The following is a 16,742-nucleotide window of genomic DNA, read 5'->3' on the forward strand; positions in this document are numbered from 1 at the left end:
CGCCCCGAGACGTCCCTGAGAGGCCCCCGAGACGTCCCCGAATTCAGCCCTGGTGCTGCTCCGGATCACGGATGGAGCGGGCCTCGACGAGGCTGCGCAGGGTGCGGGCGTCCTCGATGGCGCGGGCCTTGGCGATGCCCGGCTGGATGCCGAGCGCGGGCAGGCTGGTGCCGTCACTGAGGTCGAGGAAGACCCAGGGGTCGCCGGGGCGCAGATTGACCCGGAGGATCTCGGCCCAGTCCATGCGCCGGCGGCTCGCGATGTTCACCACGGTGACGCCGCTCTCGTCGGCGACGACCCTCACCCGGGCCAGCAGGGCGAGCACGCCGGCCAGGAGAGCGGCGGTGACGACGAAGCTGAGCCGCTCCCCCGGTCCCAGCTCCAGCAGCAGCGCGATCACCGTGATGACGACGAAGATCGCGACGGCGGCGGTGAGCAGGACGGCGCGGGTGCGGCCCGGCCGGAAGGTCACGGGCAGGGCGGGAAGCTCGGGCATCGCAGCGTCCCCCCTACAGGCGGCAGGCGTGGATGGCCGTGGTCAGGATGGCCCGCGCTCCGATGGCGTACAGGTCGTCCATGATCCGCTGGGCCTCCTTGGCGGGGACCATGGCGCGCACGGCGACCCAGCCCTCGTTGTGCAGCGGGGAGACGGTGGGCGACTCCAGGCCCGGGGTGAGGGCGACGGCCTTCTCCAACTGCTCGACGCGGCAGTCGTAGTCCATCATCACGTAGGTGCGGGCGACCAGGACGCCCTGGAGGCGGCGCAGGAACTGCTGGACCTTGGGGTCCTCGGCGTCCGCGCCGGTGCGGCGGACGACGATCGCCTCGGACTTCATGATCGGCTCGCCGAAGACCTCCAGGCCCGCGTTGCGCAGGGAGGTGCCGGTCTCGACGACGTCGGCGATGACCTCGGCGACGCCCAGCTCGATGGCGGTCTCGACGGCGCCGTCGAGGTGGACGACGGAGGCGTCGACGCCGCTGTCGGCGAGGTGCCCGGCGACGATGCCCTCGTAGGAGGTGGCGACCGTCTTGCCCTTCAGGTCCTCGATGCCGTTCGCGGTGCCCGGCTTGGCGGCGAAGCGGAAGGTGGAGCGGGCGAAGCCCAGCGGGAGGATCTCCTCGGCGCTCGCGCCGGAGTCGATCAGCAGGTCGCGTCCGGTGATGCCGATGTCGAGGCGACCGGAGGAGACGTAGATCGCGATGTCGCGGGGGCGGAGGTAGAAGAACTCGACCTCGTTCTCCGGGTCGACGATGCGCAGTTCCTTGGACTCGCGGCGCTGCTGGTAGCCGGCCTCATGCAGCATCTCCGCCGCAGGGCCTGAGAGGGAACCCTTGTTGGGGACGGCGATGCGCAGCATGAGGTCGGCTTCCTTTGCTCTGATGGGGTGGGTGCGGCGGTGGCTTACAGGTGGGCGTACACGTCGTCCAGGGAGATCCCGCGGGCGACCATCATCACCTGGACGTGGTACAGCAGCTGCGAGATCTCCTCGGCGGCCGCCTCCTTGCCCTCGTACTCTGCGGCCATCCAGACCTCGGCGGCCTCCTCGACGACCTTCTTGCCGATGGCATGGACGCCCTTGCCGACCAGTTCGGCGGTGCGGGAGGTGGCGGGATCGCCGTTGGCGGCCTTGTGCTGGAGCTCGGTGAAGAGCTCCTCGAACGTCTTCTTGGACATGGTGAGGCCCACCCTAGCCGTTGCGCCGGCCGGCCTAGTGCCAGGGTTCAGATACTGAGCGGAGGGTGGCCGCGGTCGCCACCGCCGCCGTCACCGCCTCGTGGCCCTTGTCCTCGTTGGAGCCGTCCAGGCCCGCCCGGTCCAGGGCCTGCTCCTCGGTGTCGCAGGTCAGCAGGCCGAAGCCCACCGGGACGCCGGTCTCGACGGAGACCTGGGTGAGGCCCTGGGTGACGCCCTGGCACACGTAGTCGAAGTGGGGGGTTCCGCCGCGGATGACGACACCGAGGGCGACCACCGCGTCGTAGCCGCGGCCCGCGAGGACCTTGGCGGCGACGGGGAGCTCCCAGCTGCCGGGGACCCGCAGCAGGGTCGGCTCGTCGATCCCCAGCTCGTGCAGGGCGCGCAGGGCGCCGTCCACCAGACCGTCCATCACCTTCTCGTGCCACTGTGCCGCGATGACGGCGACGCGCATGTCGCTGACATTGCGTACGGACAGTTCCGGTGCACCCTTGCCGCTCACGTTCTCTTGTCTCCTCGAAGTGCTTACTGGTTGTCGCAGGTGGACAGGACGGCCGCGGGGGCCGTGTCCAGCCAGGGCAGGTCGTGTCCCATCCGGTCCCGCTTGGTGCGCAGGTAGCGGAGGTTGTGCTCGCCCGCCTGTACGGGCATCGGCTCGCGCACGGCGACCTTGAGGCCGTGGTGCAGGAGCGCGTCGCTCTTGTCGGGGTTGTTGGTCATCAGGCGGACGCTGCGGACGCCGAGGTCGGCCAGGATCCGCGCGCCGGCCCCGTAGTCGCGGGCGTCGGCGGGCAGGCCGAGTTCGAGGTTGGCGTCGAGGGTGTCGCGGCCCCGCTCCTGGAGTTCGTAGGCGCGCAGCTTGGACAGCAGGCCGATGCCGCGGCCCTCGTGTCCGCGCAGGTAGACGACGACGCCCCGGCCCTCGGCCTGGATGCGCTCCAGGGCGGCGTCGAGCTGGGGGCCGCAGTCGCAGCGCGCGGAGCCGAAGACGTCACCGGTCAGGCATTCGGAGTGGACGCGGACGAGGACGTCCTCGCCGTCGCCGATCTCGCCGTGCACGAGGGCGACGTGCTCGACGCCGTCGGCGGTGGCGCGGTAGCCGTACGCGGTGAAGGCACCGTGTCCGGTCGGCAACCGCACCTCGGCCTCGCGCCGCACGACGGGCTCATCGGTGACCGCGTCCCGAGCACCCGGTACGGCGGTGTGCTCGCCGCCGGCCGGCTCCTGGCCACCCGGAGCGGCGGCCTGCTCACCGCCGACCGCCTCCTGGGGAACGGGGGTCGGGCGTTCGATGGTGCGGCGGTAGGTGATCAGGTCCTCGATGGAGATGATCGTCAGGCCGTGCTTGCGGGCGAAGGGGATCAGCTCGGGCAGCCGCAGCATGTGGCCGTCCTCGCCGGCGATCTCGACGATGGCGCCGGCCGGGCGCAGCCCCGCGAGGCGGGCGAGGTCGACGGCGGCCTCGGTGTGGCCGTTGCGGACCAGGACGCCGCCGGGCCTGGCGCGCAGCGGGAAGATGTGGCCCGGGCGGACGAAGTCGGAGGGCTCGGCGTCGCCGCTCGCCAGCAGCTGGAGGGTGGTGGCGCGGTCGGCGGCCGAGATGCCGGTGGTCACGCCGTGGGCGCCGGAGGCGTCGACGGAGACCGTGAACGCGGTCTTCATCGACTCGGTGTTGTCCGCGACCATCTGCGGCAGCCGCAGCCGGTCCAGCTCCTCGCCCTCCATGGGGGCGCAGATCAGACCGCGGCATTCGCTCATCATGAACGCGACGATCTCGGGGGTGATCTTCTCGGCGGCGATGACGAGGTCGCCCTCGTTCTCGCGGTCCTCGTCGTCCACGACGACGATCGGGCGGCCCGCCGCGATGTCGGCGACGGCCTGCTCGACCGGGTCGAGCGCGAAGCCCTCGTCGAGGTCGTCGGTGCGGTCCAGGACAGATGCCGTGGTCATGCCGGTGCTCCTTCCAGAGCGGGCCGCGAGCTCTTGCGGGAGCGCAGCCACCAGTCGCGCATGCCCCACAGGACGAGCGCGCCGTAGATGACGTAGACGAAGCCGGAGAAGGCGTAGCCGTTGTGGAAGTTCAGGGGGACGCCGACGACGTCGACGAGGAGCCAGGCCATCCAGAACTCGACCATGCGGCGGGCCTGGGCGTACATGGCGACGATGGTGCCGACGAAGATGTAGGCGTCGGGCCAGGGGTCCCAGGACAGCGACGGGTACGCCTTGAAGAGGAGGGCGACCGCGACGGTGCCGGCCGCGGCGCCCGCGATCATGGCCGCGCGCTCGGGCCAGGTGGCGAAGCGGGGCGCGATCACGCCGTCCTCGGAGCGGCCCTTGGTGCGCTGCCACTGCCACCAGCCGTACAGCGCGACGACCATGACGACGACCTGCTTGCCGGCGCTGCCGGCGAGGTGGCCGTAGAAGGCCGAGAAGAGGACGAGTCCGGAGAGGAACTGCACCGGCCAGGTCCACAGGGAGCGGCGCCAGCCGAGGGCGAGCGTGATGAGGCCGAGGATGTTGCCGACCATGTCCGACCAGATGATGTGCTGGTCGAAGAGGACGAACGCCTCGGAGTTGAGCCAGTTCACCGGCCCGCTCCCTGGCCGTTCCCGAGCAGGCGCTCGACGTACTTGGCGACGATGTCCACTTCGAGGTTGACCGGGTCGCCGGGCTGCTTGAGGCCGAGCGTGGTCAGGTCGAGGGTGGTGGGGATGAGGCTGACGGTGAAGTAGTCGGGGCCCGCTTCCACGACCGTGAGGCTGATGCCGTCGACGGTGATGGAGCCCTTCTCGACGACATAGCGCGCGAGGTCCGCGGGGAGCGAGATCTTCACGATCTCCCAGTTCTCGGACGGCGTACGCGCCAGCACCTGGCCGGTGCCGTCGACATGGCCCTGGACGATGTGCCCGCCGAGGCGCGCTCCGACGGCGGTGGGCCGTTCGAGGTTGACGCGGGAGCCGACGCCGAGGGCGCCCAGGCTGGAGCGCTTCAGGGTCTCCGCCATGACGTCGGCGGTGAACTCGTCGCCCTCGTGCTCGACGACCGTGAGGCAGACGCCGTTCACGGCGATGGAGTCGCCGTGCTTCGCGCCCTCGGTCACGACGGGGCCACGCAGCCGGAAGCGGGAGGCGTCGCCGAGGTCCTCGACGGCGGTGATCTCGCCCAGCTCTTCGACGATTCCGGTGAACACTTCCCGGGTCCTCCTGCCTCTTGGGGCACGGACTCCGGGGCCTGTCGATGACGACAGAGGAACGGGTGAGCGACACCGTGAGCGCTGCCGACGCCGCATGAGGGACTCGTCCGCACGCGGACGAATCCAGATACGGCGGCGCGCATACGGATATGCTCGCCCGCCGCGCACTGCCTCCCATCCGGACTTTAACCGTCGGTCCAGGAATTTCACCTGGTCAACCGGCCGCTGGAAGCGACCGGGTCGCGGACTGTAACCGCCGGTTCGGACTTTCACCGACCCCGGAGTGCGCTGCTTCTGGTACAGGGCCAGTGTGCCACGCCCCCTGTGCGTCCATGCGGGTGAATCGTGTGGGGTGGCTCACAGGCCGACCGCGAGAACCCCCACGCATGGATTGGTCCATACCTATTGACGCATTGGTCTAGTCCTCTCTAGGGTCTGCCCAACTTCCGTGGAGAGGAACCGACTTTGCTGTCCCCCTCACGTCACCGTCCCCGCGCGAGACCCGCCCTGTTCGCGGGCGTCGCCGCCCTCGCGGGCCTGCTGCTCGCCGGGCTTCCCGCGACCGTCTCCCACGCAGCCGACCAGGAGTCCTGTCGCCCCGACGGGCTCTACTCGACGCCCGGCGTCGCCGTCCCGTACTGCTCGGTCTACGACGCGGCGGGCCGGGAGAAGATGGGCGCCGACCACCAGCGCCGGGTGATCGGCTACTTCACCGGCTGGCGCACCGGCAAGGACGGCACGCCCGCGTACCTCGCCTCGGACATCCCCTGGGACAAGGTCACCCACATCAATTACGCCTTCGCGCACGTCGACGGGAACAACAAGATCTCCGTCGGCACGAACAGCGCGACCAACGCGGCGACCGGAATGACCTGGCCGGGGGTGAGCGGCGCCGAAATGGACCCGGAATTCCCCTACCAGGGCCATTTCAATCTGCTCAACAAGTTCAAGAAACAGCACCCGAACGTCAAGACGCTGATCTCCGTGGGCGGCTGGGCCGAGACCGGCGGCTATGTCGACGACGCCGGCGCCCGCGTGAACTCGGGCGGCTTCTACGCGATGGCCACGAACGCCGACGGTTCGGTCAACCAGCCCGGCATCGACACCTTCGCGGACTCGGCGGTCTCCTTCATCCGGACGTACGGCTTCAACGGCGTCGACATCGACTACGAGTACCCGACGACCATGAAGGACGCGGGCAACCCGCTCGACTGGTCCCTCTCCAACGCCCGCCGGGCCGGCCTGGTCAAGAGCTACGCGGCCCTGATGAAGACCCTGCGCGAGAAGCTCGACCGCGCGGGCGCGGCGGACGGAAAGCACTATCTGCTCTCGGTCGCGGCGCCCTCCTCGGGATATCTCCTGCGCGGCATGGAGACGTTCCAGGTGCAGAAGTACCTGGACTACGTCAACATCATGTCCTACGACCTGCACGGCGCCTGGAACGAGTACGTCGGACCGAACGCGTCGCTGTTCGACGACGGAAAAGACGCCGAACTCACCGCCGCGGGCGTGTATTCCACGTCCCAGTACGGCGGAATCGGCTATCTCAACACCGACTGGGCCTACCACTACTTCCGCGGCTCGATGCCCGCGGGCCGCATCAACATCGGACTCCCCTATTACACACGGGGATTCAAGAACGTCACGGGCGGCACGGACGGCCTGTGGGGGAAGGCGGCCACCACCACCTGCCCGGCCGGCTCGGGGCTGACCAAGTGCGGCGACGGCGCCGTGGGCATCGACAACCTCTGGCACGACCTCGGCACCAACGGCCAGGAGGCACCGGCCGGTTCGAACCCGATGTGGCACGCCAAGAACCTGGAGAAGGGCATCGTCGGGGACTACGTCACCCGGTACGGCTTCCCCGCCGGCACCACGCTGACCGGCACCTACGCCCGCAAGTACGACGCCACGCTGGTCGCGCCCTGGCTGTGGAACGCCGAGAAGAAGGTGTTCCTGTCCACGGAGGACGAGCAGTCGGTCAACGCCAAGGCCGACTACGTCGTGTCCCAGGGCATCGGCGGCACGATGGTGTGGGAGCTGGCCGGCGACTACGGCTGGAACGCGGCCAAGGGACAGTACGAGCCGGGCTCGACGCTGACCTCGGCGATGTACGAGAAGTTCAAGTCGGCCTCCCCGTACGGCGCGAAGCGCTCCACGATCGACCTGCCCATCGAGGCGCTGAAGATCGACGTGGACTTCGGGCAGTTCCCGCTCGGCGACTCCAACTACCCGATCAGCCCCAAGCTGAGGATCACCAACAACACCTCGGTGACCCTGCCCGGCGGCACCGAGTTCCGGTTCGACTACGGCACCTCGGCGCCCGGCAACGCCAAGGACCAGTCGGGGTGGGGCACTTCGGTGATCCGTAGCGACCACACCGGAAGCAATGTGGGCGGGCTGAAGGGCGACTACCACCGCGTGTCCCTGAAGCTGCCGACCTGGCAGACGCTGGCGCCGGGGGCGTCGGTGGAGCTGGACTTCGTGTACTACCTGCCGGTGTCGACGCCGTCGAACTGGACGGTGACGTTCGGCGGGAGGACATACGCGCTGGCCGGCGACCTGACGCGCGGCACGACGGTGACGGACCCGGGATCGAGCCCGAGCCCCTCGGCGTCGGCGTCACCGTCGGCATCGGCGTCCCCGTCGCCCTCGGCCAGCGCCTCCCCGTCCACCGGCACCTGCCCGGCCGCCGCGTGGAACGCCGCGACCGAGTACGTCGGCGGGACTGTGGTGTCCCACAAGGGGCACTCGTGGAAGGCGAAGTGGTGGACGAAGGGCGAGGAGCCCGGCACCACCGGTGAATGGGGGGTGTGGCAGGACCTCGGGCCCTGCTGACCCCGGCACGACCGGCCCGGCGGCGGTGACGACGGCCCTTGCCCGCCGCCGGGCCTCCCAAGCCCACCAGCTCCCCGTGGCCCCGTGACCTCCTCCGCTGCCCCGCCGTCCCCTCTGGCAGGGTGGGGGCATGACGACCGCGACCGCCGACGAGTTCGAGACGCACCGGCCCCGGCTGTTCGGGCTGGCCTATCGGATGCTGGGCTCGGCCGAGGAGGCCGAGGACACCGTCCAGGACGTGTATCTGCGCTTCAGCGGCGCCGACCGCGGCCGGATCGAGCACCCGGCGGCCTGGCTGGCCAAGGCCGTCACCAACCTCTGCCTCACCCGGCTGACCTCCGCCAGGGCGCGCCGCGAGGAGTACGTCGGGGCCTGGCTGCCCGAGCCGGTCGTCACCTCCGACGGCACCCTCGGCCCCCTGGAGTCCGCCGAGCAGCGGGACGCCGTGTCCATGGCACTGCTGGTCCTGCTGGAGCGGCTCACGCCGACCGAGCGGGCGGTGTACGTGCTGCGGGAGGCGTTCGCCTACGGGCACCGGGAGATCGCCGAGGTGCTGGACCTCACCGAGGCCAACTGCCGTCAGCTGTACCGGCGGGCGGTGCGTCGGGTGGGCGAGCCGGGCTCCCGTTTCGAGGCCGGTCCCGAGGAGCAGCGGGAGCTGGTGGGCTCGTTCCTCACGGCGGCCCGCGACGGCGATCTCGCCGGTCTGGAGAAGCTGCTCGCGGCCGGGGTGACCTGGACGAGCGACGGCGGCGGCAAGGTCTCCGCGGCCCGGCGGCCGATCGTGGGGCGGGAGAAGGTCATGCGCTTCCTGGTGGGCGGCGCGCAGCGGTTCGGGGCGGGTCTGGAGTACGCCGTGGTCGAGGTCAACGGTGAGGCGGGGCTCGCCGCGTGGGCGGGGGACACGCTCGTCGGGGTGGCCGCGTTCGAGCTGCGGGACGGTCTGATCACGCAGGTGCGGGCCGTGATGAACCCGGACAAGCTGGAGTTCGTGAGGCACCGGCTGACCCGGCCGTAGCGGCTTGTCACATTCCCGGGGGCCGGCTGGTCTCAGTGAGTGAAGGGCGCTCCACGGGGGAGCGTCCGTCATCCGAAGGAGCTGACCAGCATGAGCACGATCCTGGTGACCGGCGGTACCGGAACCCTCGGCCGGCTCGTCACCGAGCGGCTGCGGGCGGACGGGCACGAGGTGCGGGTGCTCAGCCGGCACGCCGAGCCGTACGCCGTCGACCTGCGCGAGGGCGGGCCCGGCCTGGACGCCGCCGTGGCGGGGGTGGACACGGTCGTGCACTGCGCGAGCTCGCCGCGCGGCGGGGACGAGCAGGCGGCCGGGCATCTGATCACGGCCGCGCGGAAGGCGGGGGTCCGCCACCTGGTCTACATCTCGATCGTCGGCGTCGACCGGGTGCCCTTCGGCTACTACCGGTCCAAGCTGGCCGTGGAGCGGGCGATCGAGGAGTCGGGGCTGGGCTGGACCGTGCTGCGGACCACGCAGTTCCACGATCTCGTGGCCACCGTGCTGCACGGGTTCGCCAGGCTTCCGGTGCTGCTGCTGCCGAAGGGGGTGCGGGACCAGCCGATCGAGGTCGCCGAGGTCGCGGCGCGGCTCGCGGAACTGGCCGGCGGGGCGCCCATGGGACGGGTGGCGGACATGGGCGGCCCCGAGGTCCGTACGTTCGAGTCGCTGGCCCGCGCGTATCTGCGGGCGAACGGGAAGCGCCGGGCGGTGGTGGGCGTGCCGCTGTGGGGAGCGGCGTACCGCGCCTTCCGCTCCGGCGGCCACCTCGCTCCGGAACGGGCGGTGGGGACGGGGACGTTCGAGGACTATCTGAGCCGGCGTTAGGGCGAAGATCTATTGGCTTGCCGCCGGGCGGCCCGGACGGATAAGAAGATCGCATGCTGAGTGGCGGCAAGGTCGGGCTCCGGGCCCGGCACGAGGACGACATCCCGATCCTGCGGACCGAGCTCTACGACGACGTGGTCAACGCCTCGCGCGCCGAAGGCGGGCCGTGGCGGCCGATCACGCCCGGCTCCAAGGATCCGCGTCTCGTGGTGGACGACACCAAGGAGGGGTCCGTCCAGTTCTCCGTGATCGAGCTGGCCGGCGGCACGCTGATCGGCACCGCGACGCTGTGGGGCATCGACACCCACAACCGGGCCGCGCACATCGGGCTGGGCCTGCTGCCGTCCTCCCGCGGCAAGGGCTACGGCACTGACGTGGTCGCGGTGCTGTGCCACTACGGCTTCGTCGTGCGCGGTCTGCACCGGCTGCAGATCGAGACGCTGGCGGACAACCACGGGATGCTGCGCTCCGCGGAACGCAACGGCTTCGTCCGCGAGGGCATTCTGCGCTCCTCGGCCTGGGTGATGGGCGAGTTCCTGGACGAGGTGGTGCTCGGCCTCCTCGCCGAGGACTGGGAGCCGGCCGCGAAGGTCTAGAACCCTCCTGCGGCGGCCCCCGGTCCTGTTCCGTTCACCGGTCCCCCGGTGCGAACAGTTCGTCCTGGGCGGACGCGCGGGCGGTCAGCAGCGCGCCGCGCAGGACCGCCGCCCCGCCCAGTTCGCTCGATCTGACCTCCGTCGGCAGCGGCGCCATCCGGCGGATCCGCTCCTCGACCCGCGCCGCCAGGTCCGGACCGCCCGCCAGGCCGACCTCACCGCCGAGCACGACACAGCCGGGGTCGAGCACGGCCACGACCGACGCGACGCCCACCGCGATCCGATCGGCGAGGGCGTCCAGGAAGAGGGCCCCGGCCGGGGCCGCCCGTGCGGCCCGGACCACCGCGGCGGCACCCGGCTCGTCGCCCGCCGGCCGCCCCGCCGGCCCGGACTCCCCCGCCAGCCCGTACTCCCTCGCCAGCTCCACCACCGCCGCCGAACCGGCCAGCGAGTGGAAACCCCCCGCGCAGTCCGTCGCGGACGGCAGCCCGCGTGTGCCTGGCACCGGCAGGAAGCCGATCTCGCCCGTGCCCCCCGAGGCGCCCCGGCGCAGGATGCCGTCCAGGACCACGGCCGCGCCGGTGCCCGCGCCCAGCCACAGCAGCACGAAGGTGTCCCGATCACGGGCGGCGCCCTCGCGCTGCTCGGCCACGGCGGCGAGGTTGGTCTCGTTCTCCACGGTCACCCGGGCGTCGGGGAACCGTTCCTGAAGGGCTGCCACCAACCGGCGGTGCCACGCGGGCAGCCCGGTGGAGTCGCGCAGCTCGCCGCTCGCCGGGTCGATCAGCCCCGGCGCGCCGATGCCGACGGTGTGCGGTCGGTCGGCGCCGGCCTCCTTGACCGCGCGTTCGACGAGGTGCACGGCCTGCTCCACGGCGGGCCCGGTGCCGGTGTCGCCGCCGATGGGCACCGAGGCCTCCGCGAGCACCCGCCCGACCAGGTCGGACACCAGCACGGACACGCCCTCGGTGCGCACGTCCAGGGCCGCGAGGTGAGCGCGGCCGGCGACGATGCCGTAGAGCTTCGCGTTCGGTCCACGGCGCTGCTCCCCGCTCTCGCCGGTGACCTCGATCAGGCCGGAGGCGGTGAGCCGGTCGACGAGGTCGGCGACGGTCGGCCGGGACAGTCCGGTGAGCTGCTTCAGCTGACCCGCCGTCAACGGGCCCTCCTGCTGCAACAGCCGCAGGGCGAGCCGGTCGTTGATGGCCCGGGCGGTGCTCGGTGATGCGGGCATGCCGGGAATCCTCCCAGATCTGCGGGGCCGTGAAGGCCGGGGCGCGGTGAAACCGCTATCTATCAGGCAGGGTTCCTGATAGTTTACGACACCGGCCGGCACCGACGCCGGGGCGACTCACACACGGGAGGGCGGAGAATGGCGGAGATGGCCGACGAGCAGCGCGAGGTGGTGCGTTCCAGGTACGCCGTGGCGGCCGTGTTCACCGTGCACGGGGCCGTCACGGGCTCGTTGGCGACCCGAGTGCCGTGGATCCAGGACCACGCCGGGCTCGGCGCGGGACAGCTCGGGTTCGCCCTGGCCTTCACGGCGTTCGGCGCCTCCTGCGCCATGCCGGTGGCCGGCCGGATCACCCACACCTTCGGCAGCCGGACGGCGCTGCGCGGCCTGCTCGCGCTGTGGACGCTGGCCCTGGCGCTGCCCTCCCTCGCACCGAACCTGCCGACGCTGTGCCTGGCGATGTTCACCTACGGCGCCACCGCGGGCATGGCCGACGTCGCCATGAACGCGCTGGGCGTGGAGGTGGAGCACCGACTCGACAAATCGATCATGTCCGGGCTGCACGGCATGTGGAGCGCGGGCGCGCTGCTCGGCTCGGCGGGCGGCACGCTCGCCGCGCACCTCGGCACGGACGCGCGCGTGCACCACGCCCTGGCGGCGGCGCTGCTCACCGTGCTCGGCCTGCTGGCCTGCCAGTGGGTCCTCGATCTGCGGCCCACCGAGGACGAGGAGCCGCCGCCGCGCTTCGCGCTGCCGCCCCGCTCGGCGCTGCTCATCGGTGCCGTCGGCTTCTGCGCGGTGTTCGCGGAAGGCGCGAGCCTGGACTGGTCCGCGGTCTATCTGAAGGACGAGCGCGGTTCGTCGGCCGGTCTCGCCGCCGCCTGCACCACGGGCTTCATGCTCACCATGGCGGTCGCCCGGATCGCCGGCGACGCCGTGGTCGACCGCTTCGGCCCGGTGCGCACGGTCCGCTGGGGCGGCTTCCTCGCCGCGTTCGGCGGGCTGCTGATCGTGCTCGCGCGGGGTCCGGTGGTGGCGATGACGGGGTTCGCGCTGATGGGTCTCGGCATCGCCGTGGTCGTCCCGCTGTGCTTCGCCGCGGCCGGGCACAGCGGCCCGAACCCCAGTCAGGCCATCGCGGGCGTCGCGACGATCACCTACACCTCGGGGCTGGTCGCGCCGAGCCTGATCGGCGGGGTGGCCCAGGCGACCAGTCTGGTGGTGTCGTTCGGCGTGGTGACCGCGCTGGCGTGCGGGCTGGTGGTGTTCGCGGGTGTGCTGCGCGGCGGGGAGCGCACCCGCGCGCGGGTCAGTCCGCGGTCCGCAGCAGTGCCCGACCGGCAGTCCTGAAGGTGTCGCTCCAGGGGGCGGGGCGCAGGGTGTCCGGGTCGAGGCGGACGAGGACCCGGGTGCCGTTCGCGTACGTCGCGGTGCCGTCGGGCGAGCAGAGGCGGAAGCCGTAGGTCAGCCCGGTCGTGCCGAGCCGCTCCAGCCACAGGTGGACGGCGTAGGTGCCGGGGCGGGTCACCGGGGCCTCATAGGTGACGCGGAGTTCCTTGACCGCGTTGCAGGCGTCGCCGGCCGCGGTCCAGTCGCCCTCGAACCGCACGCCGTGCTCCTGCCACAGCTCGGTCCAGGCCCGCTCGACGAGCAGCGGGTAACGGGCGTTGTGCAGCAGGCCGAGCGCGTCGAGGTCGTCGAAGTGGACGGTGACGGGGATCAGCCGGCCGTACGACAGGGCGGGGGCGATCGGGGCTTCGGCGGTCACGGGGCGGTTCTCCTGGAGGGGGATGCGGGGCCTGGGTGCATGGGGCAACCATCCGTATCCTAAGCGGTCGCTCACCCTCCCGCCGCACCTGCCCATCACCGGCATCGCCCCTGGCGAGGATGCCGAGCGCGCCCGTCCGTAGCCGCGCGGCTGGCTCCCCGCCGCAACCGTTCCCCCGTTCTGGGGAAGCCCCGGGCCCGGCGGCGCCCTGCGCGGCCCGCGGCTGCCACCCTTCCCCCATGCCCCCCATGGAACAGTTCGCCGTCGCCCCCTCCCCCGCCGTCGACGCGGTCCTCGCCCGGATGCGCGCGCTGGACGCGGAGCTGCCCCCACGGGACGGTGTCGGGGTGTTCAACCGCGTGTATCTCGCCGTGACCGAGGAGGTGGGCCGCACGATCGACGCGGGCCGCTTCCCGGACGCGTGCGCCGCGAGCATCCTCGACGTGCGGTTCGCGTGGCGGTATCTGGCGGCGGTGGACGCGGCGGCGGCCGATCGCCGGCCCCCCGCCTGCTGGCGTCCGCTGTTCCAGTTCCGCCGCCATCCGGGCGTACGACCGCTGCAGTTCGCGCTCGCCGGCATCAACGCGCACATCGGTCACGACCTCGCGCTGGCCATCGTGGACGCCTGTGCGGCGCTGGGGTGCGAACCACCCGAGCTGGAGGACGAGTTCGACCGGGTGGGCGACCTCCTCGCCGCGCTGGAGGAGCGCATCCGCGAGGACCTGATGCCGGGCCCCGACCTGCTCCAGCTCGCGGACCCGCTCACCCACTTCCTGGGCTCCTGGAGCCTGGAGCGCGCCCGTGAGGCCGCCTGGGCGGCGGCCCGCGCCCTGTGGGCCCTGCGCCGACTGCCGGACCTCGCCGAGGAGTTCACCGAACGCCTCGACGCGGCCGTCGGCTTCGCGGGCCGCATGCTGCTCACCCCGCTGCCGGACTGGAGCCTGTAGCCCGGGCGTTCAGTCCTCCGGCAGCTCCACCGGCGCGATCTCGTCGTAGACGTCACCCGGGCCGGGGTTGGTCGGGTCGGTGGTGCCGCCGAGGTGGTGCATGACGCCCCAGACGGCGTTCAGCGCGGTCTGCACGGCGCCCTCGGCCCAGCCGGCCGTCCAGGAGATGTCGTCGCCGGCGAGGAAGATGCCCCGCTTGTCGTCGGGCAGCCGGTCCTGCATGAAGTGGGTGAACAGGCGCCGCTGGTAGCGGTAGTGGCCCGGCAGGTTGGCCTTGAAGGCGCCCATGAAGTAGGGCTCGTTCTCCCAGGAGACCGTCACCGGGTTGCCGATGATGTGCTTGCGGATGTCGACCTTCGGGTAGATCTCGCCGAGCGACTTCAGCATGACCTCCATCCGCTCGTTCGCGGACAGCGGCAGCCACTTCAGGCTGTCGTCGCACCACGTGTAGGAGAGGCAGATCACGGCGGGCTTGTCGGGGCCGTCGTCCAGGAGGTACGTCCCGCGCGTCATGCGGTCGGTGAGCGTCATCGACATGACGTCACGCCCCGTCTCCTCGTCCTTGTCCAGCCAGAAGGGCCGGTCGACGGGCACGAAGAGCTTCGAGGACTCCATGTAGTGGGTCCGCTCGATCGCCGTCCAGTGGTCGATCGGGAAGAGCGAGTCGTCGCAGGCGATCTTCGACAGCAGCATCCAGGACTGGGCGGTGAAGACGGCCGCCGGGTAGGTGCGGATGTCGCCGTTGGCGTCCGTCACGGTGATCCGGTTGCCGGCGGCGCGGTGCAGCCGGGTCACGGCGGGCCGGGGCACGCCGTTCTCGTGCAGCGAGGCCAGCGAGGTGCCGTACGCCCAGTGGACGATCTTCTCCGGCTCGCGCTCCCACAGCCGCAGCGGCAGCTGCTGGGAGCCGCCGACGATGCCGCGGTGGTGGTCGTCGGCCTCGGTGTAGACGACGCGCAGGATCTCCAGGATGGAGTTGGGGAAGTCGGTGTCCCAGCCGCCGGTGCCGAAGCCGACCTGGCCGAAGATCTCGCGGTGCCGGAAGGACTTGAAGGCCTCGGAGTCGCAGAGGAAGCCGTAGAAGGTCTGGTTGTCGAGCTTCTCGACGAGCTTCGCCCAGATCTCCCGGATGCGCGGCACGTCCCGCTCGCGCATGGCCTGGTTCATGTCGGAGAAGTCGGCGCCCTCTTCGAGGCACTTGTTCCAGGCGGCGGCGACATCGCGGTAGACCTGCGGCAGGTCGTCGATCGTCTCGGCGTAGTGCGACTCGCCCTTGAGGTCGACGACCGTCGAGGGCGTCGCCTCGGCGAGGGGGTTGGGGAAGGGCCGGGTCTCCAGGCCCACCAGGTCGATGTAGTGCTGGAGCGCGGTCGAGGAGGGCGGGAAGCGCATCGCGCCCATCTCGGCCGTCAGGCCCTCGGTGCTGGGCCCGTCGAAGCCCACCGTCCGCAGGCGCCCGCCGATCTGGTCGGCCTCGTACACGACCGGCTTGAGGCCCATCTTCATCAGCTCGTAGGCGGCCACGATGCCGGACAGGCCGCCGCCGATGATCGCGACCTCGGTGCCGTGCGCGGTCGCGGGTATCTGCCCGAGGCCCGCCGGGTGGGCGAGGAAGTCGTCGTAGGCGTACGGGAAGTCCGGGCCGAACATGGTGATCGGCGGCTGCTGCCCGTCGGTGTGCTCGACGGCGTTGGGCACCGTGGACGTCATGGGGTACGGACTCCTTGCGCGGAAAACTACGGGGAGGGCTGGGGCGGGGGGCTTCAGACGAGAGACCCGTACAGACCGGGGCGGCGGTCCTTCAGATACGGGTTGGCCTCGCGGGAGGCGGCGAGGAAGGCGGGGTCGGCGTCGGCGAAGACCAGCTGCTCGGCGCGTCCGGCGCGGGTGCGGGCGACGCCGTCCGGACCGGCCAGGGTGGACAGCCCGACGAACTCGAACTCCCCTTCCGTGCCGACCCGGTTGACGTACGCGACGTACATCTGGCTCTCGAAGGCCCGCACCGGGATCATCGACTCGGCGACGAACTGGAAGGGGTGCATCTGCGCGGTCGGCACGACGAGCAGGTCGGTGCCGGCCAGGGCGTGGGCGCGGACGTTCTCCGGGAACTCGACGTCGTAGCAGATCAGCAGGCCGACGGTGAGGCCGTTCAGCTCGGCCTGCACGATCTGCTGTTCGCCCGGCGTGAAGTGGTCGCGCTCGTAGCAGCCGAAGAGGTGGGTCTTGCGGTAGTTCGCCAGACGGGTGCCGTCGGCGGAGATCAGCTGGGCCGCGTTGTGGACCGCGCCGGCGGACCGCTCGGGATATCCGTACGCGATCGCGAGCCCATGGCGTCCGGTGATCTCCGCGACCGCGTCCGCCGACTCACCGTCGGCGGGCTCGGCCAGGCGGGCGATGTCGTCGCCGATCGCATAGCCGGTCAGGAACATCTCCGGCGTGATCAGCAGCCCGGCGCCCGCGGCGGCGGCCCGGCCCGCGGCGTCGTCGAGGACCTTGAGGTTCTCGGCGACCGAACCGGGGCGGCCGGAGCTCTGGAGCAGGGCTGTGCGCATGCGGATTCCTCACCGGGCGGAGGGGGTCGGGGGTCATGTAGACGGTACGGTCGCGCGACCGGGCCGGACAAGGAGGAG

The 16,742-nt window shown here is 71.5% G+C and carries 17 protein-coding genes and 1 riboswitch; of the genes, 6 read left to right on the forward strand and 11 right to left on the reverse strand.

Annotation, left to right across the window (positions count from 1 at the left end):
- Nucleotides 1-43: 43 nt before the first annotated feature.
- From ACZ5NW_RS25555 to ACZ5NW_RS25585, 7 genes are read right to left on the reverse strand one after another with little or no spacing between them, the layout of a single operon-like run.
- Entirely contained in the window at nucleotides 44-496 is a 453-nt protein-coding gene (locus ACZ5NW_RS25555) for a PH domain-containing protein (protein WP_468746248.1), read from the reverse strand.
- Between the two features lie 13 nt (nucleotides 497-509).
- Nucleotides 510-1,358, reverse strand: a complete 849-nt coding sequence (gene hisG, locus ACZ5NW_RS25560; protein ID WP_468746249.1) for an ATP phosphoribosyltransferase — start codon at nucleotides 1,356-1,358, stop codon at nucleotides 510-512.
- Between the two features lie 44 nt (nucleotides 1,359-1,402).
- Nucleotides 1,403-1,675: a phosphoribosyl-ATP diphosphatase gene (locus tag ACZ5NW_RS25565; RefSeq protein WP_031486114.1), complete on the reverse strand. Its 273-nt coding sequence runs from the start codon at nucleotides 1,673-1,675 to the stop codon at nucleotides 1,403-1,405.
- 34 nt (nucleotides 1,676-1,709) lie between these two features.
- Nucleotides 1,710-2,195 (reverse strand): 6,7-dimethyl-8-ribityllumazine synthase, encoded by a 486-nt coding sequence (gene ribH, locus ACZ5NW_RS25570; protein WP_468746250.1) that lies wholly within the window; start codon nucleotides 2,193-2,195, stop codon nucleotides 1,710-1,712.
- Nucleotides 2,196-2,218: 23 nt separating this feature from the next.
- On the reverse strand, nucleotides 2,219-3,643 hold the full coding sequence (ribA, locus tag ACZ5NW_RS25575) for a GTP cyclohydrolase II (RefSeq protein WP_468746251.1): 1,425 nt from the start codon (nucleotides 3,641-3,643) through the stop codon (nucleotides 2,219-2,221).
- Nucleotides 3,640-4,281 (reverse strand): nicotinamide riboside transporter PnuC, encoded by a 642-nt coding sequence (pnuC, locus tag ACZ5NW_RS25580; RefSeq protein WP_468746252.1) that lies wholly within the window; start codon nucleotides 4,279-4,281, stop codon nucleotides 3,640-3,642. Before pnuC ends, ribA begins: the two co-directional genes overlap by 4 nt.
- Nucleotides 4,278-4,883, reverse strand: coding sequence for a riboflavin synthase (locus ACZ5NW_RS25585; RefSeq protein ID WP_468746253.1), 606 nt, complete (start codon nucleotides 4,881-4,883; stop codon nucleotides 4,278-4,280). The genes pnuC and ACZ5NW_RS25585 overlap by 4 nt, the downstream gene beginning before the upstream one ends.
- Nucleotides 4,884-5,046: 163 nt before the next feature.
- A riboswitch (FMN riboswitch) is annotated at nucleotides 5,047-5,177 on the reverse strand.
- A 174-nt stretch (nucleotides 5,178-5,351) separates the two neighbouring features.
- Here ACZ5NW_RS25585 and ACZ5NW_RS25590 point away from each other — a divergent pair.
- From ACZ5NW_RS25590 to ACZ5NW_RS25605, 4 genes are all read left to right on the forward strand, one after another.
- Nucleotides 5,352-7,724, forward strand: a complete 2,373-nt coding sequence (locus ACZ5NW_RS25590; RefSeq protein WP_468746254.1) for a chitinase C-terminal domain-containing protein — start codon at nucleotides 5,352-5,354, stop codon at nucleotides 7,722-7,724.
- A gap of 130 nt (nucleotides 7,725-7,854) precedes the next feature.
- Nucleotides 7,855-8,742: an RNA polymerase sigma-70 factor gene (locus tag ACZ5NW_RS25595; protein ID WP_468746255.1), complete on the forward strand. Its 888-nt coding sequence runs from the start codon at nucleotides 7,855-7,857 to the stop codon at nucleotides 8,740-8,742.
- A gap of 90 nt (nucleotides 8,743-8,832) precedes the next feature.
- Nucleotides 8,833-9,567, forward strand: a complete 735-nt coding sequence (locus tag ACZ5NW_RS25600) for an SDR family oxidoreductase (RefSeq protein WP_468746256.1) — start codon at nucleotides 8,833-8,835, stop codon at nucleotides 9,565-9,567.
- 53 nt (nucleotides 9,568-9,620) lie between these two features.
- On the forward strand, nucleotides 9,621-10,163 hold the full coding sequence (locus tag ACZ5NW_RS25605) for a GNAT family N-acetyltransferase (protein ID WP_468746257.1): 543 nt from the start codon (nucleotides 9,621-9,623) through the stop codon (nucleotides 10,161-10,163).
- Nucleotides 10,164-10,197: 34 nt separating this feature from the next.
- Here ACZ5NW_RS25605 and ACZ5NW_RS25610 read toward each other — a convergent pair whose 3' ends face one another.
- Nucleotides 10,198-11,397 (reverse strand): ROK family transcriptional regulator, encoded by a 1,200-nt coding sequence (locus ACZ5NW_RS25610; RefSeq protein ID WP_468746258.1) that lies wholly within the window; start codon nucleotides 11,395-11,397, stop codon nucleotides 10,198-10,200.
- A 147-nt stretch (nucleotides 11,398-11,544) separates the two neighbouring features.
- Between ACZ5NW_RS25610 and ACZ5NW_RS25615 the strand changes: the two genes are divergently transcribed.
- A complete protein-coding gene (locus ACZ5NW_RS25615; protein ID WP_468746259.1) occupies nucleotides 11,545-12,747 on the forward strand; it encodes an MFS transporter in 1,203 nt (400 codons plus the stop codon).
- Here ACZ5NW_RS25615 and ACZ5NW_RS25620 read toward each other — a convergent pair.
- Nucleotides 12,707-13,165, reverse strand: coding sequence for an acyl-CoA thioesterase (locus ACZ5NW_RS25620; protein WP_468746260.1), 459 nt, complete (start codon nucleotides 13,163-13,165; stop codon nucleotides 12,707-12,709). The genes ACZ5NW_RS25615 and ACZ5NW_RS25620 overlap by 41 nt on opposite strands.
- 239 nt (nucleotides 13,166-13,404) lie before the next feature.
- On the opposite strand from ACZ5NW_RS25620, the gene ACZ5NW_RS25625 reads away from it, so the two are divergent.
- The gene (locus ACZ5NW_RS25625; RefSeq protein WP_468746261.1) at nucleotides 13,405-14,112 is read left to right on the forward strand and encodes a DUF5995 family protein; all 708 of its coding nucleotides are present in this window, start codon (nucleotides 13,405-13,407) and stop codon (nucleotides 14,110-14,112) included.
- Between the two features lie 9 nt (nucleotides 14,113-14,121).
- On the opposite strand, the gene ACZ5NW_RS25630 is transcribed toward ACZ5NW_RS25625, so the two are convergent.
- On the reverse strand, nucleotides 14,122-15,822 hold the full coding sequence (locus ACZ5NW_RS25630; RefSeq protein ID WP_468746262.1) for a flavin monoamine oxidase family protein: 1,701 nt from the start codon (nucleotides 15,820-15,822) through the stop codon (nucleotides 14,122-14,124).
- Nucleotides 15,823-15,875: 53 nt separating this feature from the next.
- Complete coding sequence (locus tag ACZ5NW_RS25635; RefSeq protein WP_468746263.1) at nucleotides 15,876-16,664, reverse strand: carbon-nitrogen hydrolase family protein; 789 nt, start codon at nucleotides 16,662-16,664, stop codon at nucleotides 15,876-15,878.
- Nucleotides 16,665-16,742: the final 78 nt, after the last annotated feature.

It is taken from the genome of Streptomyces sp. NPDC032126 (assembly GCF_055580085.1).